22 protein-coding genes and 1 tRNA gene are annotated in these 23,420 nt (G+C 67.3%); 10 read left to right on the top strand and 13 right to left on the bottom strand.

Features of this window, described 5'->3' with window-relative positions; translation table 11 throughout:
- Positions 1 to 128 precede the first annotated feature (128 nt).
- Complete coding sequence (locus KQ910_RS04155) at positions 129 to 1,694, bottom strand: ABC transporter substrate-binding protein (RefSeq protein ID WP_216957213.1); 1,566 nt, start codon at positions 1,692 to 1,694, stop codon at positions 129 to 131.
- Between the two features lie 89 nt (positions 1,695 to 1,783).
- On the opposite strand from KQ910_RS04155, the gene KQ910_RS04150 reads away from it, so the two are divergent.
- The gene (locus KQ910_RS04150; RefSeq protein WP_216957212.1) at positions 1,784 to 3,232 is read left to right on the top strand and encodes an amidohydrolase family protein; all 1,449 of its coding nucleotides are present in this window, start codon (positions 1,784 to 1,786) and stop codon (positions 3,230 to 3,232) included.
- Positions 3,233 to 3,342: 110 nt separating this feature from the next.
- On the opposite strand, the gene lon is transcribed toward KQ910_RS04150, so the two are convergent.
- From lon to KQ910_RS04125, 5 genes are all read right to left on the bottom strand, one after another.
- A complete protein-coding gene (gene lon / locus KQ910_RS04145; RefSeq protein ID WP_216963583.1) occupies positions 3,343 to 5,718 on the bottom strand; it encodes an endopeptidase La in 2,376 nt (791 codons plus the stop codon).
- A 26-nt stretch (positions 5,719 to 5,744) separates the two neighbouring features.
- On the bottom strand, positions 5,745 to 6,167 hold the full coding sequence (locus tag KQ910_RS04140; RefSeq protein ID WP_216957211.1) for an Hsp20/alpha crystallin family protein: 423 nt from the start codon (positions 6,165 to 6,167) through the stop codon (positions 5,745 to 5,747).
- A gap of 67 nt (positions 6,168 to 6,234) precedes the next feature.
- On the bottom strand, positions 6,235 to 7,116 hold the full coding sequence (locus KQ910_RS04135; RefSeq protein ID WP_216957210.1) for a DMT family transporter: 882 nt from the start codon (positions 7,114 to 7,116) through the stop codon (positions 6,235 to 6,237).
- Positions 7,117 to 7,132: 16 nt separating this feature from the next.
- A complete protein-coding gene (locus tag KQ910_RS04130) occupies positions 7,133 to 7,555 on the bottom strand; it encodes a DUF4864 domain-containing protein (protein WP_216957209.1) in 423 nt (140 codons plus the stop codon).
- An 80-nt stretch (positions 7,556 to 7,635) separates the two neighbouring features.
- Positions 7,636 to 8,379 (bottom strand): hypothetical protein, encoded by a 744-nt coding sequence (locus tag KQ910_RS04125; RefSeq protein ID WP_216957208.1) that lies wholly within the window; start codon positions 8,377 to 8,379, stop codon positions 7,636 to 7,638.
- A 329-nt stretch (positions 8,380 to 8,708) separates the two neighbouring features.
- Here KQ910_RS04125 and KQ910_RS04120 point away from each other — a divergent pair.
- Positions 8,709 to 8,785: transfer RNA gene (locus KQ910_RS04120), tRNA-Arg, on the top strand.
- 238 nt (positions 8,786 to 9,023) lie between these two features.
- Positions 9,024 to 9,581: a GNAT family N-acetyltransferase gene (locus tag KQ910_RS04115; protein WP_216957207.1), complete on the top strand. Its 558-nt coding sequence runs from the start codon at positions 9,024 to 9,026 to the stop codon at positions 9,579 to 9,581.
- Between the two features lie 43 nt (positions 9,582 to 9,624).
- Here the strand turns inward: KQ910_RS04115 and KQ910_RS04110 are convergent, their stop codons facing one another.
- Complete coding sequence (locus tag KQ910_RS04110) at positions 9,625 to 11,007, bottom strand: CoA-binding protein (RefSeq protein WP_216957206.1); 1,383 nt, start codon at positions 11,005 to 11,007, stop codon at positions 9,625 to 9,627.
- A 246-nt stretch (positions 11,008 to 11,253) separates the two neighbouring features.
- Between KQ910_RS04110 and KQ910_RS04105 the strand changes: the two genes are divergently transcribed.
- On the top strand, positions 11,254 to 13,914 hold the full coding sequence (locus KQ910_RS04105; protein ID WP_216957205.1) for an AMP-binding protein: 2,661 nt from the start codon (positions 11,254 to 11,256) through the stop codon (positions 13,912 to 13,914).
- Between the two features lie 107 nt (positions 13,915 to 14,021).
- Here KQ910_RS04105 and KQ910_RS04100 read toward each other — a convergent pair whose 3' ends face one another.
- Entirely contained in the window at positions 14,022 to 14,681 is a 660-nt protein-coding gene (locus KQ910_RS04100; RefSeq protein WP_216957204.1) for a VIT1/CCC1 transporter family protein, read from the bottom strand.
- 5 nt (positions 14,682 to 14,686) lie between these two features.
- A complete protein-coding gene (locus tag KQ910_RS04095) occupies positions 14,687 to 15,640 on the bottom strand; it encodes a SphA family protein (protein ID WP_216957203.1) in 954 nt (317 codons plus the stop codon).
- A gap of 80 nt (positions 15,641 to 15,720) precedes the next feature.
- On the opposite strand from KQ910_RS04095, the gene KQ910_RS04090 reads away from it, so the two are divergent.
- From KQ910_RS04090 to KQ910_RS04070, 6 genes are all read left to right on the top strand, one after another.
- Positions 15,721 to 16,596 carry a bile acid:sodium symporter family protein gene (locus KQ910_RS04090; protein ID WP_216957202.1) on the top strand — a complete coding sequence of 292 codons (876 nt, stop codon included), beginning with the start codon at positions 15,721 to 15,723 and terminating at the stop codon, positions 16,594 to 16,596.
- Positions 16,593 to 17,885, top strand: coding sequence for a DUF2254 domain-containing protein (locus KQ910_RS04085; protein WP_216957201.1), 1,293 nt, complete (start codon positions 16,593 to 16,595; stop codon positions 17,883 to 17,885). Before KQ910_RS04090 ends, KQ910_RS04085 begins: the two co-directional genes overlap by 4 nt.
- 252 nt (positions 17,886 to 18,137) lie before the next feature.
- Entirely contained in the window at positions 18,138 to 18,728 is a 591-nt protein-coding gene (locus tag KQ910_RS04080) for a DUF2252 family protein (protein WP_216957200.1), read from the top strand.
- A 7-nt stretch (positions 18,729 to 18,735) separates the two neighbouring features.
- Positions 18,736 to 19,083 carry a DUF1622 domain-containing protein gene (locus KQ910_RS04075; protein ID WP_216957199.1) on the top strand — a complete coding sequence of 116 codons (348 nt, stop codon included), beginning with the start codon at positions 18,736 to 18,738 and terminating at the stop codon, positions 19,081 to 19,083.
- A complete protein-coding gene (locus KQ910_RS26900; RefSeq protein ID WP_255560180.1) occupies positions 19,080 to 19,214 on the top strand; it encodes a hypothetical protein in 135 nt (44 codons plus the stop codon). Before KQ910_RS04075 ends, KQ910_RS26900 begins: the two co-directional genes overlap by 4 nt.
- A gap of 18 nt (positions 19,215 to 19,232) precedes the next feature.
- Positions 19,233 to 20,180 carry a hypothetical protein gene (locus KQ910_RS04070; protein ID WP_216957198.1) on the top strand — a complete coding sequence of 316 codons (948 nt, stop codon included), beginning with the start codon at positions 19,233 to 19,235 and terminating at the stop codon, positions 20,178 to 20,180.
- A 25-nt stretch (positions 20,181 to 20,205) separates the two neighbouring features.
- On the opposite strand, the gene KQ910_RS04065 is transcribed toward KQ910_RS04070, so the two are convergent.
- From KQ910_RS04065 to KQ910_RS04050, 4 genes are read right to left on the bottom strand one after another with little or no spacing between them, the layout of a single operon-like run.
- The gene (locus KQ910_RS04065) at positions 20,206 to 20,406 is read right to left on the bottom strand and encodes a hypothetical protein (protein WP_216957197.1); all 201 of its coding nucleotides are present in this window, start codon (positions 20,404 to 20,406) and stop codon (positions 20,206 to 20,208) included.
- 12 nt (positions 20,407 to 20,418) lie between these two features.
- Complete coding sequence (gene ccoS, locus KQ910_RS04060; RefSeq protein WP_216957196.1) at positions 20,419 to 20,565, bottom strand: cbb3-type cytochrome oxidase assembly protein CcoS; 147 nt, start codon at positions 20,563 to 20,565, stop codon at positions 20,419 to 20,421.
- Entirely contained in the window at positions 20,565 to 22,934 is a 2,370-nt protein-coding gene (locus KQ910_RS04055; RefSeq protein WP_369408285.1) for a heavy metal translocating P-type ATPase, read from the bottom strand. The genes ccoS and KQ910_RS04055 overlap by 1 nt, the downstream gene beginning before the upstream one ends.
- The gene (locus KQ910_RS04050) at positions 22,931 to 23,413 is read right to left on the bottom strand and encodes a FixH family protein (protein ID WP_216957195.1); all 483 of its coding nucleotides are present in this window, start codon (positions 23,411 to 23,413) and stop codon (positions 22,931 to 22,933) included. The genes KQ910_RS04055 and KQ910_RS04050 overlap by 4 nt, the downstream gene beginning before the upstream one ends.
- Positions 23,414 to 23,420 lie beyond the last annotated feature (7 nt).

Below are 23,420 nucleotides of genomic sequence, written 5' to 3'. Positions count from 1 at the left end.
CATGACCCCTCCGTCGGCGTAAGACGCCGACACCTCCCCATCTGAATGGGGAGGCAAATGAATCTTCGTTCCTCCCCATTCAAATGGGGAGGTGCCCCGCAGGGGCGGAGGGGTCATGTTTTCGCTAGTTACTGCGCCTTCTTGATGTTCCAGAAGACCGGCGCCGGCGAGGTCAGGCTGCCCGTGATGTTCTTGCGGATCGCCATCGGGATGTTGAACTGGCCGAGTTGCGCGAAGGTCGGATACTCCGATTCGCGCACCTGGACGGCGGTTGCCAGCTCCTTGCGCTTGGCCGGATCGGTCGTCTTGGCAAAGGCGTCGCGCAGTTCCTCGATCTTGGCATCGCACGGCCAGCCGATCGCGGCCTTGTCGCAGGCGGCGCCGACGAAGGCCGACACGATCGGGTTGAGCAGGTCGGCCGACACCCAGGACGTCATGAAGCCGCTCCAGCCGCCGGCGTTCAGCGGCTCCTTGCGCGAGCGGCGCGACAGCACCGTCTGCCAATCCATCGCCTGCATGTCGACGACGAACCCGCCGCGTTCCAGCAGCGACTTGGCGATCGGCGTCAGGCGGCCGGTGTTGGTGTCGGTGGCGAACAGCAGCACGACGGGAGTGCCGTCATAGCCTTCCTGCTTCAGGATCTCCTTCGATTTGGCGAAGTTCGATTCGAGCTTGTCCTCGAAGCCCGCGTCGGTCGCGTAGGGCGTGCCGCAGATGAAGAGCGCCTTGCACTCCTTGAAGTATCGCGGGTCGTTGATGCCGGCCAGCAGGAAGTCCTTCTGGTTCAGCGCATAGAGCGCGGCCTGGCGGATCTTCGCGTTGTCGAACGGCTTGTGCAGTACGTTGAAGCGCAGGCTGTACTGGCTGCCGAGGGGGTTGAGGTCCTTGACCTCGATGTTCTTGTCCTTCTCGATCAGCGGCAGCATCTCGATCAGCGGCTGCTCGAGGATGTCGATCTCGCCGGTCATCAGCGCGTTGGCCGCGGTCTGCGGGTCGGGAATGTTCACCCACTCCACCCGATCGACATGGACGACCTTGCCGCCGGACAGGGCCGAGGGCGGCTCGGCGCGCGGCTTGTAGTCCTTGAACTTGTCGTAGATCGCCTTCTCGCCCGGCCGCCACAGGTCGGCGCGGAACACGAACGGGCCGGAGCCGATGAACTCCTTGATCTGCGTGTTGCCCGGCGTTTCCGCGACCCGCTTGGGCATGATGAACGGCACGTTCGAGCTGGGCTTGCCCAGCGAATCGATCACCAGCCCGTAGGGCTCGTTGAGGGTGAGGGTGAAGGTCTTGTCGTCGACCGCGGCCAGTCCCTTGGTGAAGCTCATGAGCTTCTGGCCCATCGCGTCGCGCGAGGCCCAGCGCTTGATGGAGGCGATGCAGTCCTCGGCGGTCACGGGCGCCCCGTCGTGGAACTTGAGTCCGTCGCGCAGCGTGAAGGTGTAGGTGAGTTTGTCGTCGCTCACCTTCCAGCCTTCCAGCATCTGCGGCTTGACCTCGAGCTTGTCGTCGACCGCCAGCAGCGTGTCGTAGACCATGTAGCCGTGATTGCGGACGATGTAGGCGGTGGTCCAGATCGGGTCGACGATCTTGACGTCCGAATGCATCACCACCTTCAGCGTCTGTGCCTCTGCCGCCCCTGAGACCAGCGCCGCCGTCGCAGCCGCGAGGGCCGCCCACTTCATCTTTCGCATGACCTGCCTCCTTGTTCTCTCGTTATCCCGATTCTATCGTCCTGTTGCGGTGCCTATGCAACAGGCATGCCTTGCGGGAGTGCAAAATCATGGATAACCGGCCTGATTCGATCAGAAACGTCTCCTGGGCCGTCGTCCGGGACGGCGCCGAGAAACGCCACGTCTATCGCCGCGAAGTCGATCTTCATCTGAAGGACGGCCGCATCGTCGAGGTCACGCCCGCTGGCGCCCGTCCCACGGGACCGGCGGAGATCGTGATCGACGGTCGCGGGATGCTGGCGCTGCCGGGCCTGGTCAACATCCATTCCCATCCCTCGACCGAGCCGGGCTATCGCGGCGTCCGCGAGGATCATGGCGTGCCCGAACAGCAGATGACGGGCCTGATGGAGCGGCTGCAGGCGTTTCGCCTGAGCGACGACGGCCGCCAGGGTGCCGCGACGATGGCCTATTCGGAGATGCTGCGCGCCGGAACGACGACCGCCTGCGACGTCACCGTGCCGTTCGAAGGCTGGCTGGAGACGATGGCGCGGAGCGGCATGCGCTTCCATGCGGCGCCCACCTTCGCATCGGCGCGCTGGGGCATGGCCTCGCCGCAGACCGTGACGTGGAAATGGGACGAGGCGGCGGGCTTCGCCCAGTTCGAGAAGGCCAAGCGCGTCATGGACGAAGCGGAGGCGCACAATTCGGGTCGTCTCTCGGCCGTGGTCTTCCCCGCCCAGATCGACACGGTGACCCCGGAGCTGTTCGCGGCCGGCCGCAAGCATGCCGACGACACGGGCCGTCGTTTCTCGACCCATGTCGGCCAGTCGGTCGTCGAGGTGCGCGAGATGATCCGCCGCCACAACATGACGCCCATCCAGTGGGCGGCGCAGAACGGCTTGATGAAATCCGACACGATCATGGCCCACTGCATCCTGCTCGACGATCACCCGCAGATAAACTGGCACACGCGCAAGGACCTCGACCTGATCGCCGAGGCCGGCGCCTCGGTGGCGCATTGTCCGCAGCCTTTCGCGCGCTACGGCCTGGCGATGGATCATGTCGGCCGCTATCGCGAAAAGGGCGTGAATGTCGGCCTTGGCACCGATTGCGCACCGCACAATCTGATCGAGGAGATGCGGCTGGCCATCGTCGCCGGCCGCCTGATGAGCGAGGATATCCGCAGCCTCGACACCGCCGGCGCCTTCGAGGCCGCGACCTTCGGCGGCGCGGCCGCGCTGGGGCGTGACGATATCGGCGCGCTGGCGCCGGGCATGTCGGCCGACATCGTGCTGGTCGACCTCAACCATCCGCTCATGCAGCCGGCCCGCGACCCGCTGCGCTCCTTCGTCTTCCACGCCGCCGATCGCGCAGTGAAGACCGTGCTGGTCGACGGCGAAGTGGTACTGAAGGACGGAAATCCGGTCCATCTCGATCCGGTCGCCGCCATGGAACGCGTCGCCGAGGCGCAGGCCCGCATGCTGCGCGATTCGGTCAAGCTCGACTACGCGAACCGTCCCGGCGACGAGATCTCACCGCTGTCGCTGCGGATTACATAGTCATACTCCTCTCCCCCGTCAGGGGGAGAGGTTGGGTGAGGGGGCGACGCACCTCTGTAACCCCCTCACCTAGCCTCTCCCCCTAACGGGGGAGAGGAACATGAAGAGGTTCAGCCCTCTTCGTTCTCGTCCGTGGCATCCGGCGTCAGCGCCTGAGCGACGGCGTCGTCGACCTTCTCGAGCCAGATGAACTCGAGCGTGTTGCGCACTTCTTCCGGGATGTCGTCAAAGTCGCGCTTGTTGCGCGCTGGCAGCATGACCCGCGTGATGCCCGCGGCGGCGGCGGCCACGACCTTCTCCTTGATCCCGCCGACCGGCAGCACCAGCCCGCGCAGGCTGATCTCGCCCGTCATGGCGGTGTCGCTGCGGATCGTGCGGCCGGTCATCAGCGAGGCCAGCGCCATGAACATCGCCACGCCCGCGCTCGGCCCGTCCTTGGGCGTGGCGCCGGCCGGCACGTGCACATGGATGTCGTTCTTCTCGAACAGGGCGGCGTCGATGCCGATCGACTTCGCCTTGTTCTTGATGACGCTGAGCGCCGCCTGCGCGCTCTCTTTCATCACGTCGCCGAGCTGACCGGTGAGGATCAGCCGTCCGTTGCCCGGCGAGCGCGTCGCCTCGATGAACAGGATGTCGCCGCCCACCGGCGTCCAGGCGAGGCCCGTGGCCACGCCGGGCACGCTGGTGCGCATCGCCACGTCGTTCTCGAAGCGGACCGGCCCCAGCAGCTCCTCGATGTCGGCGGTGCCGATCTGCACCTTGGTTGCCGAGCCCTCGGCCACCTGCACGGCGACATGGCGCAGCGCGCGGCCGATCTCGCGTTCGAGCCAGCGGACGCCGGCCTCGCGCGTGTAGCCTTCGATGATCAGCTTCAGCGCCGCGTCGTCGATGCCCGCCTGGTCCGCCGTGAGGCCGTTGGCCTCGAGCTGGCGGCGCACCAGGTAGCGCCGGGCGATCTGCAGCTTCTCGCCGGCGGTGTAGCCGGTGAGCGAGATGATCTCCATGCGGTCGCGCAACGGGCCCGGGATCGTGTCGAGCATATTGGCCGTGGCGATGAACACCACGCGGCTGAGGTCGAACGGCACGTCGAGATAGTTGTCGCGGAACGTCCCGTTCTGCTCTGGGTCGAGCACTTCGAGCATCGCCGCCGACGGGTCGCCGTGTACGCCGCTGCCCATCTTGTCGATCTCGTCGAGCATCATCACGCAGTCGCGCGAGCCCGCCTTGCGGATCGCCTGGATGATGGTGCCCGGCAGGGCGCCGATATAGGTCCGCCGATGGCCGCGGATCTCGGCCTCGTCATGCACGCCGCCCAAGCTCACGCGCGCGAACTTGCGGCCCATCGCCCGGGCGATCGACTGGCCGAGCGACGTCTTGCCGACGCCCGGCGGCCCCGCGAAGCACAGGATCGGCGCCTTGCCTTCGGGCGCCAGCTTGCGCACGGCGAGATACTCGACGATGCGCTTCTTGATCTTCTCCAGGCCGAAATGATCGGCGTCGAGCACGCGCCGCGCCTCGGCGATGTCGATCGGCTGCGTCTCGGGCAATGCCCAAGGCAGCTCGACCAAGGTGTCGAGGTAGGTGCGGATCATGCCGTGCTCGGCCGACGCCTCGGGCGTGCGCTGCAGGCGCCGCAGCTCCTTGCGGGCGGCGGTCTCGGCCTCCGGCGGCATCTTCGCCTCGGTGATCGCCTTGTCGAGATCGGCGATCGCCTGCTTGTTCGAATCGTCCTCGCCCAGCTCGCGCTGGATCGCGGCCATCTGCTCGCGCAGCACCATCTCGCGCTGGCGCGCGTCGAGCGAGTTCTTGGTCTTGTTGCCGATCTCGCTGCTGATGCGCAGCACCTCCAGCCGCGTGGACAGCAGCTGCGTGACCTTGTCGAGACGCGGCACGAGATCGATCGCCTCCAGGATCTCCTGCTTCTCGTCCGGCTTGGAATCGAGATAGGAAGCGGCGAGGTCGGCCAGCGAGCCGGCGGATGTCGTGTTCTCGACGGTCTGGCGCAACTCCTGCGGCACCTGAGGCAGCAGTTCTAGCGTGTCGCGGATCTGCTGCTTCAGGACGAGGAAGCGCGCCTCGATCTCCGCACCCGTATCGGTCGGCTCCGCCAGATGCAGGCCGCGCGCCATCATGAAGGGATGGCCGTCGACGAAGTCGGTGATGCGGAAGCGCTGCACGCCTTGGCAGACGATGTGATGATTGCCGTCGGGTGTCGTGACGTAGCGCAGGATGTTCACGACCGTGCCGACCGTATGCAGGTCGGCAGGCACGAGATCCTCCTTGGCGGGCTCGCGCTGCAGCACCAGCAGGATCTGGCGCTGTTCGCGCACGGCCTGCTGGATGGCGGCGACCGACGAGGGCCGACCGACGCTGACGGGGAACACCATCTCGGGGAAGAGGACGAGGTCGCGCACCGGCACGACGATCAGGGCGTCGGACGGCAACGGCTTCGTCTCAGGCTTCGTTTCGGGCATGGCGGCGGTCATGGCCTGTCCCGCCTCGTCCTGCGGGCTCATGGCTGCCTCCGCACGACCGCCTTGGCGAGCGTCACCGCGAGGCAACCGTTCACCTCGAAGCGGCGCACTTCGCCGTAATGGCCGGGCGGCAGCTCGATGCGGCGCTCGAAGCGGCCCTGCGGCAGCTCCATGCGATGGATCTTGGCGGTCCGCAGCTCGGCCGGAACCGTGCGCTCGCCCGACAGGACGAGCGCGCCGTTCTCGATCACGGCCTCGACTGTCTGGACGTCGACGCCGGGCAGCGCGGCGAGGATCAGCACCTCGCGTTCGGTCTCGAGCACGTCGACAGGCGGTTCCCAGCTGGGCCGCAGCCGGCCGGCCGTCTGCGGCCGGAAGACCTGATGGTGCATGCGTTCCGCCTGCGCCAGCATCTGCAGCGCTTCGGCCCACATCCAGTCTCGTGGATCGCCTTTTGCCATGACCCGGGCCTCCAATACCCACTCCAATGTGGGAATTGCCTCGGTCGGCGACAACTACCGCTGTCGGCTATCGCTGTCGGCCCGGCACCAGAGCGAGCCAGAGCGCGATCACCGTGGAGCCGATGGCCACGGCCTGCAATGTCGACAGCGGTTCGTTCAGCATCAGGATTCCACTCACGATCGCCACGATGGGAATCGCGATCGAGGAGAGGGCCGCCACCTGCGCCGGCAACAGCTTGACCAGGGTGAACCAGGTCGCGGTGCCGAGCGCCATCGGGATCGCTCCGGTGTAGATCGTGGCGGCAAGCGCCTGCGCCGAGGGCCAGTGCGTCGGCAGCCCGTCGAAGACCAGCGCCCCCAGAGCGATCGGCGGCAGCGTGATCAGGACCTGCCAGAAGGTGAGCGAGAGACCCATGCCGGACCAGTTCGTGCGCTTCACGACGAAGGTGCCGACGGCCCAGCAGAAGCCCGCCAGCAGGCCCCAAAACAGGCCGAGCGGCGCGGACGCGTAGCTCTGGAAGTTGGGGATCATCAGCGCCGCGACGGCGCCCGCGCCGATCGCGATGGCCGCGAGCAATCGTCCGGTGAGCTTCTGGCCGAACACGACGAAGCCCAGCACCGCGACCCACAGCGGCATCGTGTAGGCCAGCACCGAGGCATGGCCGGAGGGGATGTAGAGCACGGCCAGCGACGTCGCGATGTTCCAGATGCCGATGTTCATGGCGGAGGCGAGGATCAGCGCGGGCCACTTGCCCTTCGGCACGGCGAAGCTCTCGCGGCGCACCAGCAGGATCGTGGTCAGCATGATCACCGCGGACGACAGGACCAGGGTGCGGAAAGTGAAGACCGGCAACTCGTCGAGCGCGATCCGGAACAGCGGCCAGTTGGTCCCCCAGACGAGGGTGAGCGCGCCGAGCAGAGCCAGCACCTTGGGCGAAACGCGGGACATCGGCGGATGGGAGCGATCAGGCCTGGTGTTCTTCAGGCGCCTGGAGGTAGCAGCCTTCGATGCGCCAGCTTCCGTCGGGTTGCTGCGTCATCGGATAGAAGGCGGTGACCGGCCGCCCGTCGGGCCCGACCACATGCACCTTCTGCGTCGGCATCCCGTGCAGCGTGACGATTTCGCGGAACTCGAAGACCTGCGGCCGGTACACCGGGCGATACCCCTGGCGCACGACGTCCATGAAGGTCTCGGGCGTGCCGAACAGGCTGCGGATGTTGGGCGAGGCATAGCCGAAGGCGGCCTCGCCGTCGTCGCGGCGGAAGGCTTCGACCTGGCCCTCGATCACGCCGCGGATCGCGGTCTGGTCGGCAGGCGAGACCTGAGCTGCGGCCGGCAGCGCCAGGCCGAGGGTCATGCCGAGGATCAGGAGGAAGCGAAGAGCCATGCACGCGACTGTACGCCCCGGACCCCGGATGCGCGACTGTCGGCGAGGCAGATCAGCCCTGAACGCGGGCGAGCGGCTGGTTACTGAAGGGGGACGGGACGCCGGGTCGGTTGCGGCGTAACGGTACCGGGCTGCCCGCCTGCTCCCGCGCCGGGGGGCGCGCCGAGCCGGCCGACGTTCACGTTGTAGGACAGGGCGGCGAGGTTGCTGCGCTCGCGGCCCAGGAAGGTATTCTCGCGGCCGATCTCGGCGTTGAGGTCCACGATCAGCCGGTCGATCTGCTGCATCGAGCGCCGGGTCTCGGCCTCGATGGCGCGCAGGTTGCGATGGTCTGCGTCGACCGCGCCGCCGATCCGATAGGTCGCGCGCACGTTCTCGAGCAGATAGCCCGCCACCGACGCCTGGGTGGTCACCTGGCTGGCCAGCGAGTTCAGCGAACCCACGCCGATCGTCACCGCGTCGAGCTTGCCCTGCGCGGCATTCCACTGGTTCACCAGATCGGGGTTGCCCGGCGTCGTGCCGGCCTGCAGGCGCGAATTGATGCCGCTCACCAGCCCCGCATAGCTGCGCGCGTCGCCGGCCAGCTGTCCGCGCGTAGCGTTGAACTGGGCCTGCTGCGCGGCGATGCCGTTGCTGAGCGCGGCCTGGTCGCTGCGCAGCTGTTCGATGCTCTTGCGAACCGTCAGCGTGCCGGTCTGGGTGATGGCGGGATTGGAATTCGACGGCGGTGGGCTGCCGGCCGGCGCAAAGACGTTGGCCTGGTCGCAGCCGGCCAGAACGATCATCGCCAGGACAAGCGCAGACCGTTGAAAACTTAGCGCCATCTTCGGCCTCGAACCTGCCCCGGTACCATCGATCAGGTGCTCCGATCCGGCGCCCGGCTACAGGCCGTGCCGAGCCGGAGCACGTGCCCCTAAATCCAGATGGCAGTCATGCTAACTTAAAGCAAGCAAAACCGACAAGAGCGGTTTCCAAAGGCGGCAGAACGACTTGGCGGGCGTCCGCGTCCGCGCCCCGGGCCGTTTGGGGTCCCGAATCCGCCGACATGGGGCGCCGCGTCGCAGCCCCAAAACCCGTCCTACTCGGCTTGCAACGCCGGACCACTTTCATTAGGGTGCGCCCCTCTTCGCTAGGCCCCTCGGGGCTTGGCCGTGCGCCCGTAGCTCAACTGGATAGAGCATCTGACTACGAATCAGAAGGCTGGAGGTTCGACTCCTTCCGGGCGCGCCATTTCTCCTCGTTCACATGCGTATGTTGATGAGGCTCCAAGGGCCACTTTGGCTTCCCCTTGGCCTCCGTTGTCGGCGTGCAGCCAAGTCCCCTCACAGGGACCCGAACGGTGACCAGGCCGGGAGCGGCCCAACAACACGGCACCCTTACGCGCGTTTGGCAGTTCGCTCGCAGAGCCATCGCACCCCTCGGCGATCTGTGCTGCGTCCTGTTCTTCGAACGATCCCTCGTCGAGCCAGTGACCGTCGTACCCAATCGGCTCGACGCCATGATCCGCCTCGCGAAGGAGGAGGACCTCGGCGCGATCTGCCGCCTCTACGCCGATGATCCCTGGCTGTGGCTGGGTTCCCATCCGGGAGACACGGCTGCAGAACAGCTTTATCGTGATCGCCTCTTGCGGGGCGAGCGCTGCTATCTGGCGTTTGTCGGCGACCATCTCGCCCACGTGAACTGGACCTGCTACCGGTGGGGCGATGCGCTGCCCGGCCGACCGCTTCGGCTGGGCTCAGGCGAGGTCTATACGACCGATGCCTTTACCCCGGCGGCCTTTCGCGGCCAGGGCATACATGCGCTGGTGCTGGGGACAATGCTGAGAGATGCGCGCGCCCAAGGCGCGCGCCATGCCTTCACGATAGGGCAGTTCGATCGGCCTGATGCCCTCAAGGGATTGCGCGCACTCGGATGGCGGGAAACCGGGCGCGTCGTCTACTTCCAGCCGCGCGCGAGCGGGAAGGCGCTCTGCCTGCACCGCACGGGCAACACGGCCCCCCTGTTTCGGCGTCGGGCGACTGCCTGAAGCGAGGTCGATGATCTGTCATTCGGCGATGCTGACGGACATGTCACTCGGGGCCCTCGGTGCAGCTTGTGTCGGAGCGCGCCAGCGCGGCGAGCGCCAGCGCGAGTTCTCGCGTGGCCCGATAGCATGGCACCCGCGCCGCCTGCAGCGGCGCCATGTTTGCGACGTCGGAATCGCGCGACGCCCAGTAGACCGCCGTGGGAACGCCGAGCCGGGGAATCGTCCGAGCGAGGCTTCTTGCGAGGTCAGGCCGGGTGGTTGGAACGTCGGTGATGGAGACGGCGATGAGATCGGCCTCGCCCGAACGGGCAATCTCCTCGATGACCAGCGGATAGAGTTCCGGATAGTCGCGCCATACCGGCGTCAGGTCGACCGGATTGCCCGATGCGGCATAGGGCGGCAAATGGTTGGCGATCGCCTTGGTCAGGCGATCGGAGAAGCGATGCACCGCGAGGCCTCGCTCGCTCGCGAGGTCGGCGATCTCGGTGCCGATCCCGCCCGTCCCGGTGACGACGGCAAGCCGACGGCCGTGCAGCGTGCGTGGAGCCTGCCACAGCAGCATCTTGGCGACGTGCAGCAGATCGAGACCCGAATCGACCGTAATGGCGGCGCGTGCCGCTTGCACCAGCAAGACCCCATCGGCCGCGATGCCCACATGAGCGAGCGAAGCTGCCTGGCCTGCCGGAGAGCGCGCGAGTGGACAGAGGATGACGGGCTTGCGGCGGGCCGCCTGCTCGACTGCACGCTGGAACCCGGCGGTATCGCGCACCGATTCGACATACAGGCCGATCACGCCGGTCGCGGGATCGGCTGCGAGGTGGTCCACGCAATCGGCCAATGAGACGTCGACCGTGTTGCCGACGTCGCAGAAAGAGGAGATCGCCAGCCCGTTGTCGCAGGCATACATGGCCGTCGCCATGCCGAAGCCGCCGCTCTGGGTGGCGATGCCGAGGCCTGGACGCCCACCCGGTGGCATCAGCGGAATGATCGAGGCATTCAGGCCGGCGTCCATGTTCAGCACGCCGACGCAGTTGGGGCCCACGACACGCATGCCGGCTCGGTGCGCGGCCTCGGCCAGGCGCCGTTGAAGCGCGGGACCTTCGTGCGCGACCTCGCCGAAGCCGCTGGGAATGGCCAGCAGAAACGCCGCCTGTCCTTGCGGGCAGTGCTCGATCGCCTCGACCAGCGCTTCACCCGGAAGCAGCGCGACGACGAGATCGACCGGCGATGGCAGGTCGCGTAGCGACGGCACGGCTGGCCGGCCGGCGATGGCGGTCTCCGACGGATTGACGGCGATCAGGTCACCCTTGAACGAAGAGGCGAGACGCCCGAACACCTGGCCTCCCAGCTTGTCGGGGCTGGCCGAAGCACCAAGAACCGCGATCGAGCGTGGCGTGAAGAGTCGGCCGAGGTCGGAGCCTGTCATCGGGTGCTTCAATAGCCCAGGGAGAGGCGCCGAAGATACAGGCCCGCTCGGCGTATTCCAGCGCTGGCGGCACGTTCTGCTCACTCATAACGACGTTGATGCCAGCGTTCTGCAGAACAATTATGCTGGCAGCATGTGCTCGGGTGGCTTCCAACCGCGAAACGGAAGAAAGTGGTTATGTCAGCCTCCTCTTCGCCTGCTGCGGCTGATGTGAGTGCAACAGGTCCCCGATGGCAGCGGCACCCGGTGCCCGATCTCGATCTGAACGGGCCGCGAGACGTTGCCTTTTGCCGCTTCGAAGAGAGCTGGGTCGAGCGTCCGGCGATCGAATTGTTCGCCGAGATCGCCGAGCGACGACCCGATGCCGTTGCCTGCGAGGATGGCGATGGCGGATTCACTTTCGCTGAGATGTGGAAGGCCGCGTGCTGGCTCGCGGGACTCATCGATACGGCCATTCCTTCCGGCGGGGCGGTGGGCGTATTGCTGCCCAATCAGGCATCGTACCCGGCGGCCGTACTGGCGTGCCTCGGCGCATCGCGTTCCTGCATCCTGATCGATCGGAACTATCCTCAGGAGCGGGTTGCGGCGGTGGTAAGGGATGCCGGCCTTTCGGCCGTCATCATGAGCCGCGCCGATATCGCTTCGGGCTATCTGCTGCCGGCAGGTGTACGTCCGTTCGCCATCGAGGATGCCTTCGCTGCTGCGGAAGTTCCGCCTGCCATGCCGGCCGTGCCGGCGTCGGCCGACTCCGCGAGCTTCGTCGTCTACACGTCCGGTAGCACTGGCCAGCCCAAGGGAATCATTCTCAGCCAGCGCGCGGTCCTGCATCGCGCGGCAGAGTTGGTGAATGCCGTGCACCTGCACGCCGCTGACAAGGTTCTGTCGCTGGCGTCACCCGGAACGATCGGTGGTCTGCAGCAGATCTTCGAAGTCATGCTGTGCGGCGCGGCCCTCGTGAAACTCGACCTGCAGCGCATCGGTCTGGGGCAGGTGTTGCGGGCGGTCGCCGAGCGGCGCATCACGATGATGTTTTCCACGCCTGCCGTCTGGCGCAGCGTGATGCAACTCGAAGGTGCGCGCGAGGCGCTGACCAGTCTGCGCTGCATCCAGACTTCGGGCGACGTCCTGCTCCGCGTCGACCACGAGCTGGTGCGGAAAGTACTGCCGTCGAACTGCGCGATACTGTCGGTCTACGGCGCGACCGAAGCACCGGCCCTGCTTCAGTGGTTCGTGACCGAGCCGCCGCACGACGAGGCCCGCGTGCCGGTCGGCTATCCCCTGCCCGACATCGACTTCGGTGTGATCGACGAACACGGCCAGCCGGTGGCCGATGGCGGGGAGGGAGAACTCGTCGTGCGCAGCGCCTTCATGTCGCTCGGCCTGTGGTGCGACGGCGACGTGGCGCCGGGGCCGTTCGAGTTCGATTCCTCCCGGCCGCATCTCAAGACCTACCGCACCGGCGACCTCGTTCGGCGCCGGTCCGACGGGCTTTTCGTCATGCTCGGCCGGCGTGACCGGCAGATCAAGATCCGTGGCAACCGTGTCGAACTCGCCGAGATAGAAGCGGCACTACGCCGGGACCCGTCCGTCGCGGATGCCGCGGTGGTCGCGCGGATGGTCGACGACGAGCCTCACCTGTTCGCCTTCGTGGTGCCGCGCGGTTCCGTGGCGGCGGGATTCCCGGCGGAAATCCGCAACAGTCTCGCCCGAACCCTGCCGCCGTACATGCGCCCGCGGGCCGTCCACGTCCTGGACGGCCTGCCATTGTTGCCAGGGCGCAAGGTCGACGAAGCAGCGCTGCTCGCCTGCGCCGCCGTGGACGTCGAGGTCCCTGCACCCACACCCTCGCCGACCGCCGGCCCGCGGGCGAGGGCAATGGTGAACCGGGCTTGGCGTGCAGCGGTCGGCCGGGCGCCGCGCTCCGGACAGTCCTTCGAAGATTCCGGCGGGGACTCGCTCGCTTTCCCGCAGATGATCTTCCATCTCGAACGGCTGGCCGGCCGCGCGCTGCCGCTGGAAAGGTTCCACGCCCGGCTGGATGAAGAAGGAATCGCACGCGCTGTCGAGAGCTTCCTCGAGGAGAAGCCGCGTGAACTTGCGGCGGACGAACCCGTGATTTTCTTCTTCCCGCCAGCCGGCGGCGCCGATGGCTTGCTCGCCGGCTTCTGCCGCTCCCTTGCCGAGCGCCTTACTCTGAGGATGCTGCGCTATCCCGGCGCCGGTGTGCTGGCTCGGGCCGACACCGGGTTCGAAACCATCGTCAGGCTCGCCGTCGAGCAGATCATCCGCGAAAAGCCTCACGGTCCTCTCGCTCTCGCCGGCTATTCCGCCGGGGGTGACGTTGCGTACGCGACGATGACCCAGCTCATCGCCGAAGGCCGCGAAGTCGTGTTGTTGGGCGTGTTCGACACGGACGTGAGCGGCGTCATCTATCCGGCGGAGCCGGTGCCGCGCCGTCGTCCGCGGGACCAGGTGGCCCGCCTGCGGCGAGGGTTCCGGCGCGGCTACTGGGTCACACTGGCAGCTGCCATCCTCTCGGACGATCTCTTCACCAGGCGAGGAATCCGTGCGGCGCTACGGGCGCTGATGGCGCTCGACCCGCCCCTGCCGGAGTCGTGGAGGATGACCCTGCCGACCGTCATCCTGCTGCGCCTGTTTCACCGCCTCCACACCGAGTGGCTGAATCGGCTGAGGCCGGTACGGTGCGACGTTCCGGTCGTCCTTTTTCGCTCGGATGAGCCCCGGCCCCCCGAGGTTCCCCAAGATTTGGGGTGGTCGAACCGTACCAGTCGTGTCGACGTGGTCCCTGTTGCCGGAGACCATTGGCGAATGTTCGAAGCCCCGGACGTCGACCGAATGTTCGCCGAGTGCGTGTTCGCTGCCTTGCAGGCAAGGAGAAGCACTTAGGAATGTTTGGAGGTTCGACTCCTTCCGGGCACGCCATTTCTCCTCAGCCATTGCGAACCAGGTACCGATCTTGCGGTACCCGCCGCTCCTCTGCGGCGACCGCGTGATCAACCGCCCAGCGCAACCGCCACCAGCACCAGGCCGATGCCGAGGGTACCGACGATAAGGGCCCCACGCCAACCGGGGGCGCCCGAGTACCGGGCCCAGCGATAGCCGATTGCAAAGAGCAGGACGACTTGAACCGCGTTGGCGAGTCTCAATGCCGTGTCGGAATCGCCGACCAGCAGCAGCGGGATCAGCCCAGGGATGGCCGTTGCCGACACCAGCAGGAGGACGATCCCGGCGGCGATGAACTCGTGCCGTGTGAAGTGAGCACGCTCGGAGCCGGCGTGACGCAGCAATTCGAGCAAGGCCCGATGGAACGCGGCGCTGTCCTCCGGCCGGGTAGGCGGCTCACCTCGAAGGTCGAATTCGTCGCGAACGAGCGCGATGGCCTGATCGTCGCTGGTCGCAGCCTGCAGTCGTCGAACCAGTCTCACGCGGCGATTGCGGTTGAACAGCGACCCCATCAGGTAGAATACCGCGTCGATGACTCCCCAGGCTACGTTGCAGCCGATCAGGGCGAGCATCAGTTCAGACAGGTCGAGCGTGGCCGGTTCCGACAGCAGGCGTGCGCCGGCGGTCATGGTCAAGGCCATCACCAGACCGAACAGGATTTCGAGCAGGCTTTCGCTGGGGTCGAGATAGCGATCGATCAGGTTCGGCATCGCGATCAATCCGCCTTCTTGCGCGGCAGCGCGCCGATGGACAGCGTGAGGTAGGCATTCCATCCCTCCGGCCGATTGTGCGCCGCGAATTCCTTGTATCCGCGGAGGTTCACGTCGAAGGCCATGCCGGCGCCGGTGAAAGACCACCCGATCTGCGGTCCTGCGCCCGCGACACTCGATCGGAAGTCGCCGAGACGGGCCGATCCGCCAGTATCGGGGGAAAGCTGGTTGTAGATGTAGGCGACGGCACCGGCATAGAGCGTCTCGCTGAACGAATAGGAGACCCCCAGGTCGACGTGAGCGTCCATGCCGCTTTGATAGCCCGTCTGAGGATTGATGAAATTGTAGGTGAGTCCTGCGGTCACCGAGAACTCGAAGCCGGTCGGGGCGAGAAAGGTGTAGCCGAGACCCCAGTCGATCGCCCAGTGACCGAGGCCGACACCGGCAAGCCGGTTTGGATCGTACGATCCGGTCGGTACGCTGCCCATGACGTAGACCATGGCATTGTGGTCGCCGAGCTGCCATTTCAGCGAACCCATGGGGTAGAGATCGCTGATGCCCGATGCGCTGTCGCTCGAGGAAGTGGACAGCGAGCGACCGCCGGGGCCTGCCAGGACTCCCCATACGGAGGCGCCCGATTGCCCGGCCGAGAAGGTCACACCGAGTGACATCTGGCCGTTCAGGACAGGCGTCGCGAACGTATAGGTCGGGGTGAGGTAGACATACTGCTCGTTCACGGAAAGGCCGGCGAGCAATCCGCCACCGCGCGAGAAGCTCGTTCCTGCCAGTGCGCTCGCGTTCCGCGTGTAGATGATCGACTCGACGGAAAAGCCTGGGTCTCCCGGAACGGCGGCGAAGCTCGCGAACTGGCCGGGCAGCCAGACGCTGGCGCCTCCTTCATCGGCCAAGGCCCAGCCGGGATGGAGGACGGCCACCAGAATCGGAACGATCCGTCGCATGCCGCAGGATAGCCCGTTGCAATGCCTACTCTTTGACAACGATCAAGTCCCGCGTCGGACCGGTGGGTTATCGGTGCGGAATGGAAGGCATTCTGCACCTCGCGGAGATCGCCATTCGGCCGGCAGTGATCCTGTTTATGGCCGGCAACCTCCTGGCGATCGGCCTGGAGACGGATGGCCGGGCAGCGCTCGCACCGCTGCGGGATCTGCGCTTCCTCCTGATCGTCATGGTCGTCGACTGGCTGTTCGCGCCCGCGCTTGCGTTTGCGATCGTGCGTGTCGTGCCGATGGCCGAGCCCTATGCGGTCGGCCTGCTGCTGGTTTCCCTGGCGCCGGCGGCGCCTTTCCTGCCGATGATGGTCCGGCGCGCTGGGGGCGACCTTTCCTATACCGCGGCATTCATGCTCGTCGCGGCGCTCGGTACCGTCCTGATGATGCCGCTCGGCGTCCCCGTCGTCGTGCCGGGGCTCTCCGTCGAAGCCTGGACGGTCGCGCGTCCCCTGCTGGTTCTGCTCATTCTTCCGATGGGCGCCGGCATGGCCCTGCGTGCCGTTCACCGGCCGATCGCACAGAAACTGCTCGCCGTCGTTCGGCCGATTGCCGGTGCGGCGACGGTCGTCCTGCTGCTGGCGATCGCCATTCGCCACGGCCAGGGCTTCTTCGGCGCGATCGGTAGCTTTGCCATTGCCGGGCAGCTTCTCTATGCGATCGGTCTCATTGCCGGCGGGTATCTGCTTGCGATCCGCCTGCCGCCTGCACGGCGCAGCGTCGTCTGCCTCGGCGCCTGCACGCGCAATCTCGGCGCCGCCCTCGCGCCGCTGCTCGTGGCCGATCCCGATCCCCGAACCACGGTCATGGTTGCGCTCGGTGTCCCGCTGACCCTCGCAGCGACCTGGCTCGCTTCAGGCTGGCTGGGCAAGGTCCCGGCCGAAGTCTCGTCGAAGGCACCATCATGAGCTGGCTTTTCCGCTACCGCCTGGGCGAGTTCGCGAGATCTTCGTTCTGGCTGTTCCCCTCCCTCGCGCTGCTGGTCGCATGGCTGGCAGGAAAGCTCGTCCTGGGGCTCGTTCCCGATCCGAGCTGGCCACGCTTCGACGATGGCGATGTCGAGGGCATGCGCGTCTCCATGGCCGCCTTCGCCTCCTCGATGCTGACATTCATGGTCTACGCGGTTTCGGCGCTGCTGCTGGCCGTCCAGCTCGCCAGCGGCCAGATTACGCCGCGCATCATCAGGATGACGTTCAGCCGCTGGGAGATGAAGGTTGCGGCCAGCATCTTCGTCTTCGCCTTTGGCATCACCATGGTTGCCCTGGCCAACACGACCGAACAGGTGCGTCACGGCGTGCTGATCCTTCTCGCCATCGCCGGGAACATCCTGGCCATCGCCGTCTTCTTCTGGTTCGTCGAGGAAGTCGGGCTCGGCCTGCGGCCGGTCACGGTGCTGCAGAAGGTGTTCGCGGACGGCAAGGATGCCATGGACAGCGTCTACCAGGGGGCTTTCGATCCTGCGCGGGCGGAAAGCCAGGGGATGGCCCAGGAACTTGTGGGGCGCCCCGGCCGCATCGTCGAACGGATCGGTCCGTCGGGGACCTTTCTGGCCTTTGGCGGGCGCGAGCTCATGGCACTTGCGACGAGGGCCGGCTGCACGATCGAGATCATCCCGCAGATAGGAGATTTCGTTTCGACCGGAGACCCGTTGGCCCGCCTCTATCCCGCCGATGCGCGTTTGAGCGAGGAAGCACTCAATGCGCTGGTCGCCTTCGGCCCGGAGCGCACGATGCGTCAGGATCCGATGTTCGCCTTCCGCATCATGGTCGACGTGGCGTCTCGCGCCCTTTCACCCGCGGTCAACGATCCGACGACGGCCGTGCTGGCCATCGATCAGATCCACCGGCTGCTGCGATACGCCGGACAGAAGAATCTCGACAATGCGAGGGTTCACGATGCCGGCAACACGCTGAGACTCGTTTTCCCGACGCCCGACTGGGACAACATCGTCAGCCTGGCCGTCACCGAAGTGCGGCAGTACGGCGCTTCCAGCACCCAGGTCGTTCGCCGTCTGCGAGCCATGCTCGAGCATCTTGTCGAACGGTTGCCGCCATCGCGCGCACCCTCGCTGCAGAGCGAGCTCGCCCTGCTGGAGCAAACCGTCGAGCGCTCCTTCCCGGAACCTGAAGATCGTCGGCGCGCGAACAAGGGCGATCTGCAAGGCCTTGGAGGATCCTCCGGCAGGTCGGACGGTTAGGTCGGCGAACATTGGCGCAGGTCAAGCTGCGTCGGTATCCCGCTCGGCCTCGATACCCTGCGGTACGGCCAGGATCTCGTGGCGGACGTCTTCGACGAAGCGCTGCGAGATCTGGACAGACGCCGTTCGATCCGCGCCATGGTTCGCTGACGGCATCAAGGTGAACGGAGTGCGTGGCCTCCATCGGCGATTGATCCATCTCAAGGCTTGATCCGGCGGCGCGCGTATCGTCGGGTAAGCTGGGGGAGACGCATGGACGCAACCGCACATGGTCACATGATCGCATCCGTGCCGTACAAGGCGGCTGACGAGCGTCGCGCCGAGGGAAAGGCGCTGCGGGAGGCCGTTCCGCGCGCTTCACAGCGTGAAGGGAAGCCCCGCAAGGAGGATCCTCTCTTCCTGCAGATCAAGGAGGCCAAGGCCTCGGTTCTAGAGCCCTATGCAGGTGCGAGTGCCCACGCCAACCACGGCCAGCGGGTGGTGGCCGGGCAGAGGCTGATGCAGTCGGCGAGCGACCTGTTTCTGGGATGGGGTACCGGCTTGAGCAAGCGGCATTTCTACGTGCGCCAGCTTCGCGACATGAAGACCAGTGCCATCATCGAGGATTTCGATGCCAGCGATCTGCGCGCCTATAGCCGTGTCTGCGGCTGGGCATTGGCGCGCGCCCATGCCCGCTCCGGCGATCCTGCCAAGATTGCGGGATACCTGGGCTCGAGCGAGGTTTTCGACGACGCGATGTGTGACTTTGCCGTGGCGTATGCGGACCAGGCGCAGCGCGACCACCGCGCCTTCGTCAGGGCAGTGCGCCAGGGCAGGGTCAAAGCCGTCGTCGAGACGAGCTGAGCGTCCCATGACAATCGACCTGCTGGCTTCGACCGCCGGCCATATCGTGGAACTGATTGGGGTCCTCGTCCTGTTGGCGGGTGCGTTCCTGGCCATCGGCGCCTGCCTGATCCGCATTCGCCGGGGGGCCAGCCCGGAGGACGCCTATCACGGTCTGCGCACCGACCTCGGGCGGGCGATTCTGCTTGGCCTGGAATTTCTCGTCATCGCCGACATCATCGGAACCGTGGCGATAGAGCCCACCCTTTATAATCTTGGTGTCCTGGCGGTGATCATCGCCATCCGCACCCTGCTTGGGTTCGCGCTGGAGCTCGAGGTCAGCGGGCGTTGGCCCTGGCAAAAAGACAGGCAGTGACCATGCGCCCGTGCGGCTCGCTGGTCGTGCTGGCCGCGGCGGCACTGTGCGGCTGCAGCAGCATCGGGCCGGGAACCGTGCCTCGCGACCGCGCCGACTATGCCGCCGCGATCGGGGATTCCTGGAAGTAGCAGACGCTGCTCAACATCGTGCGGTTGCGTTACGGCGACTATCCGATGTTCATGGAGATCGGCCAGGTCATCGCGGGCTACCAGTTCCAGACAACTGGCGGAGCAGGGTTCGGAATTGCCAACTACACCAGCGCCGCGACGGGCGTGGTGCCGCCCGCTGTTGGCGGTACGGCGGCCGTCGGTGCGACTTTCATCGACCGGCCGACCATAATCTATGCCCCACTCACCGGGACGGACTTCGTCCGCAAGCTGATGGAGCCGATGCCGCCAAGCGCGGTGCTGTTCCTGCTGCAGGCGGGATACAATGCGACCGTCGTGATGCCGCTCACCGTGGAGTCCATCAACGGTATCGCCAACGAATCGCGGCGGCCGGGGATGTCCCGGCCAGCGGATCCACGATTCCTGCGGCTCACCCAGCTCCTGTACGAGCTGCAGCAGGCCAACGCACTGCAGATCCGGATCAACCGCAAGAAAGATGGCGAGAACACGCTGATCGGCTTCCCTCCGGCTGGGGGCAGCCCGGCCAATGTGGCTTCGCAGATTGCCGAAGTCCGCAGTATTCTCCACCTTTCACGCCCTGCCGGCGATTACTCGGTGCGGTACGGCGGCTATTCCGGCAAGTCGGACGAAATCGCGCTGGTGACGCGTTCGATGCTCCAGGTGATGCTCGAACTCGGAATCCTGACACAGGTGCCCGAAGCCGACGTCTCGAGCGGGCGCGCCATGCCCGGGGCCACCATGGCGCACGCCTCGGAGGGCACGACTCCGCCGCTCATCAACGTCCTGAGCGGGCCGTCGGCGCCGTCCGATTCCTACGTGGCCGTACCCTACAAGGGGCGCTGGTTCTGGATCGCCGAGACCGACATCCGGTCGAAGCTGATCTTCGGGAGCGTGATGCTTCTCTTCTCGATATCCGATGTCGGCGTGCGGTCGGCGCCGCCGGTCGTCACCGTGCCAGCCAACTAGACGGCTGGCACGCGGTCGGTAAGCCCTACGGCTGTTCCCGCGCGGTGTCGGTGCCGCGTTCCGCCTCGTCGAAGGCGGTCTTGATCATCCACCAGCAGAACAGGACGCCGAACAGGCTGAGCGACAGGCCGAAGGCCAGGATGCCGAAGTCGCGCGCGGCGCCCGCCATCAGCAGGCCCACGAGGCCGAGCAGGCCGGCGAAGATTCCCATGATCCAGTGAGACATGTCGTTTCTCCTCTATTTGTCGTCGTCGTCGAACAGGATGCGGCCGGCGGCCCCGTCGGGGTCATCGTACTGGCCGTTGCGGAGCGCCCACAGAAAGGCGGCGAGCGCGATGAGTCCCAGAAGCAGGGCGACCGGCACGAGGACCAGCAGGCTGTCCATCAGCGCGGTCCTTTTGCCGGGTGTCCCGCGCCGAGGCGCAGCGCGTTGCCGATCACCAGCAGCGAGGAAGACGACATCGCCACCGCGGCGACGAGCGGCGTGACCTCGCCCAGGATGGCGAGCGGCACGGCGCTGAGATTGTAGAGCAGCGCCAGCGCCAAGTTCTGGCGCACCAGGCGGTCGGCGCGGCGGGCGACGTCCAGCGTCTCGATCGCCGGCGCCAGCGCCTCGCCCTGGAAGACGGCATCGGCGGCATTCTGCGTCGCCTCGGCGGCGCTGGTGGGCGACAGCGAGGCATGCGCGGCGGCGAGCGCCGGCGCATCGTTCAGCCCGTCGCCGACCATCATCACCTTGCGTCCCTCGGCGGCGAGCGTGGCGAGGCGCGCGACCTTTGCCGCAGGCGTGGCCTCGGCCTGCCAGGTCGCGATGCCGGCGGCGCGCGCGGCCTCGGCGACGACGGCCGGTCGGTCGCCGGACAGGAGTTCGACCTGCAGGCCGCGCGCCTGCAGCGCCGCGACGGTGGCGGCCGCGTCGGGCCGCAGCCGGTCGGCGAAGGCGAAGCGGTGCGGCGGGCCTCCGTCGCGCACGAACCACAGTTCGGAGCGCCCGTCGTCGACCGGCGCGGCGACGCCGCAGAAAGCGGCCGATCCCAGCCGGCTGTCATGCGTGGCAAGTCCCTGGCCGGCATGTTCGACGACACCATCGGCGGGCGCCACGTCGGGCAGGGCGCGGGCCAGCGCCCGGGCCAGCGGATGGCGCGAGGCCGCCGCAAGCGCGGCTGCGCTGCGGCAAACCTCGGGGTCGGACGGCGCGTCGACGAGTTCGGGCCGGCCCAGCGTCAGCGTACCGGTCTTGTCGAGCACGACATGGTCGATCTGCGCCAGCCGCTCCAGCGCCGTCGGCGAGAGCAGCAGGACGCCCGACCGCAGCAGCCGCGTGCTGGCCACGACCTGCACGACTGGCACCGCGAGTGCCAGGGCGCAGGGGCAGGTGATGATCAGCACGGCGGTGGCGACCAGCAGCGCGCGATCCCACGAGAGGCCGCCGAGGAGGAACCAGCCGAGGAAGGTGAGCAGCGCGGTGGCATGCACGACCGGCGCATAGGCGCGCGCCACGCGGTCGGCGAGGGCCACGAAGCGCGAGCGGCCGCGCTCGGCCGCTTCGACCAGCCGCACGATTTCCGCGAGCAGCGTGCGTTCGCCGGAGGCTGTGACGCGCACGCGCAGGGCGGCGCCGAGATTGACCATGCCGGCGAAGACCCGCGACCCGGGCGCCACCGCCAGCGGCAGGCTCTCGCCGGTGACCAGCGAGGCGTCGAGTGTGGAGGCGCCTTCACTCACCAGCCCGTCGGCGCCCAGCCGCTCGCCCGCGGCGACCAGCAGCACGTCGCCCGGCACCAGCGCATCGACACGCCGCGATGCCGTGCCGCCGTCCGGCAACAGGATCGTGGCGGTGCGCGTGGTGAGCGCCATCAGCGCGCGCACCGCGTGCCGCGCCCGGCCGCGCGCGCGGCGGTCGAGATAGCGGCCGATCAGCAGGAAGAAGAGCAGCGTGATCGCCGAATCGAAATAGGCATGCTGCTCGCCCGCCCAGGCTTCGTGCAGGCTGACGAGGCAGGCCAGTGTGACGCCGATCGAGATCGGCACATCCATGTTGGTGCGGCCGGCGCGCAGCGCGGCGAAGGCCGAGCGGAAGAAGGGCTGGCCGGCATAGGCGACGGCGGGCAGGGCGATGGCCGCGGACAGCCAGTGGAAGAGCGTGCGCGTCGCCTCGCCCATCGAGCCGTCGTGGCCCGACCAGACGGCGACCGACAGCAGCATGACGTTGGCCGCGGCAAAGCCCGCGACCGCCAGGGCCCGTAGCAGTTCGCGTGCTTCGCGGTCGTCCTCCGCCGTGACGGCGAGCGCGTCGTAGGGGGCGAGGCGGAAGCCCAGCGCGGCGACCAGGCCGGCATGGGCATTGGCCTCGGCCGGGGCGCCGTGCCAGGCGAGCGACAGGCGGCGCGTCGACAGATGCACCCGCGCCTTCGTGACGGCCGGGTTGCGGGCGAGCAGGCTCTCGATCAGCCAGACGCAGGCCGCGCAGTCGAGTCCGTCGACCAGCAGTTCGAGCGTGCACTGGTCCTTGCCGGCTTCGCGCGCATGGGTCGCGAAGTCGGCCTCCAGCGGCTCGGGCCGCCGGGCACGCCGCTCCTCGAGGCGGGCGTAGAAGCCATCCAGGCCTGCCGCGCCGATGATGGCGTGCGCGCTCGCGCAGCCGCTGCAGCAGAATGCGTCGTCGCCCCGCCCGCGCACCGGCGCGCCGCAATGCGCGCAGGCCTGCGCGGTGCGGCTCGCGGTCGGTGCGGCGAAGAGGGCGGCGTCGGTCACTTGAGGAACATGCGTTGCGTCTGGGCGAAGCGCTCGCCGTTGCGCTCCACCACGATATCGACGTCCCAGTTGCCGCGTGCGGGCAGGGCAACGTGGCCCTCGTGCCGGCCGGCGTCGACCGCGGCCATCGCAACGTCGAGCGGCGGGCGCTTCTCGGCCGGCCGCACCAGCTCGACCATCACGCGGGCACCCGCCAGCGGTGCGCCGGACCGATCGGACAAGGTCAGTTCGAGGCGATCACTCTGCGGATGCCAGAAGGTGACGACGCGCCAGCCCAGGGTGTCGCGGGCCTGCTGGGCGGCGACGACGTCGTTGTAGTGCAGTCCGCGGTCGCGTGGCTTCGGCGTGTAGAGGCCGGAGAAGGATCCGACCGCGAACCAGATCATGGTGCCGTTGACCGCGAATACGATCGCGAAACCCAGCACGAAGAGCCAGGGGATATGGCGATCGCGGCCGACGGTCGTGGTGGCGGTTGTCATGGCGTGT

This window comes from Reyranella humidisoli, from assembly GCF_019039055.1.
GTDB classification, from domain to species: Bacteria; Pseudomonadota; Alphaproteobacteria; order Reyranellales; family Reyranellaceae; genus Reyranella; species Reyranella humidisoli.
The sequence above is the reverse complement of the archived record's forward strand: the minus strand, read 5'-3'. Positions and strand labels throughout refer to the sequence as shown.

What these genes read in the sequence shown, in the direction of transcription:
- lon (WP_216963583.1), bottom strand. Translation starts at nt 5,718, where the DNA reads ATGACCGCCGCCATGCCCGAAACGAAGCCTGAGACGAAGCCGTTGCCG.
- KQ910_RS04065 (WP_216957197.1), bottom strand. Translation starts at nt 20,406, where the DNA reads ATGTCTCACTGGATCATGGGAATCTTCGCCGGCCTGCTCGGCCTCGTG.
- KQ910_RS04110 (WP_216957206.1), bottom strand. Translation starts at nt 11,007, where the DNA reads ATGACAGGCTCCGACCTCGGCCGACTCTTCACGCCACGCTCGATCGCG.
- KQ910_RS04085 (WP_216957201.1), top strand. Translation starts at nt 16,593, where the DNA reads ATGAGCTGGCTTTTCCGCTACCGCCTGGGCGAGTTCGCGAGATCTTCG.
- KQ910_RS04150 (WP_216957212.1), top strand. Translation starts at nt 1,784, where the DNA reads ATGGATAACCGGCCTGATTCGATCAGAAACGTCTCCTGGGCCGTCGTC.
- KQ910_RS04135 (WP_216957210.1), bottom strand. Translation starts at nt 7,116, where the DNA reads ATGTCCCGCGTTTCGCCCAAGGTGCTGGCTCTGCTCGGCGCGCTCACC.
- KQ910_RS04125 (WP_216957208.1), bottom strand. Translation starts at nt 8,379, where the DNA reads ATGGCGCTAAGTTTTCAACGGTCTGCGCTTGTCCTGGCGATGATCGTT.
- KQ910_RS04130 (WP_216957209.1), bottom strand. Translation starts at nt 7,555, where the DNA reads ATGGCTCTTCGCTTCCTCCTGATCCTCGGCATGACCCTCGGCCTGGCG.
- KQ910_RS04080 (WP_216957200.1), top strand. Translation starts at nt 18,138, where the DNA reads ATGGACGCAACCGCACATGGTCACATGATCGCATCCGTGCCGTACAAG.
- KQ910_RS04095 (WP_216957203.1), bottom strand. Translation starts at nt 15,640, where the DNA reads ATGCGACGGATCGTTCCGATTCTGGTGGCCGTCCTCCATCCCGGCTGG.
- ccoS (WP_216957196.1), bottom strand. Translation starts at nt 20,565, where the DNA reads ATGGACAGCCTGCTGGTCCTCGTGCCGGTCGCCCTGCTTCTGGGACTC.
- KQ910_RS04050 (WP_216957195.1), bottom strand. Translation starts at nt 23,413, where the DNA reads ATGACAACCGCCACCACGACCGTCGGCCGCGATCGCCATATCCCCTGG.
- KQ910_RS04090 (WP_216957202.1), top strand. Translation starts at nt 15,721, where the DNA reads ATGGAAGGCATTCTGCACCTCGCGGAGATCGCCATTCGGCCGGCAGTG.
- KQ910_RS04100 (WP_216957204.1), bottom strand. Translation starts at nt 14,681, where the DNA reads ATGCCGAACCTGATCGATCGCTATCTCGACCCCAGCGAAAGCCTGCTC.
- KQ910_RS04140 (WP_216957211.1), bottom strand. Translation starts at nt 6,167, where the DNA reads ATGGCAAAAGGCGATCCACGAGACTGGATGTGGGCCGAAGCGCTGCAG.
- KQ910_RS04155 (WP_216957213.1), bottom strand. Translation starts at nt 1,694, where the DNA reads ATGCGAAAGATGAAGTGGGCGGCCCTCGCGGCTGCGACGGCGGCGCTG.
- KQ910_RS04075 (WP_216957199.1), top strand. Translation starts at nt 18,736, where the DNA reads ATGACAATCGACCTGCTGGCTTCGACCGCCGGCCATATCGTGGAACTG.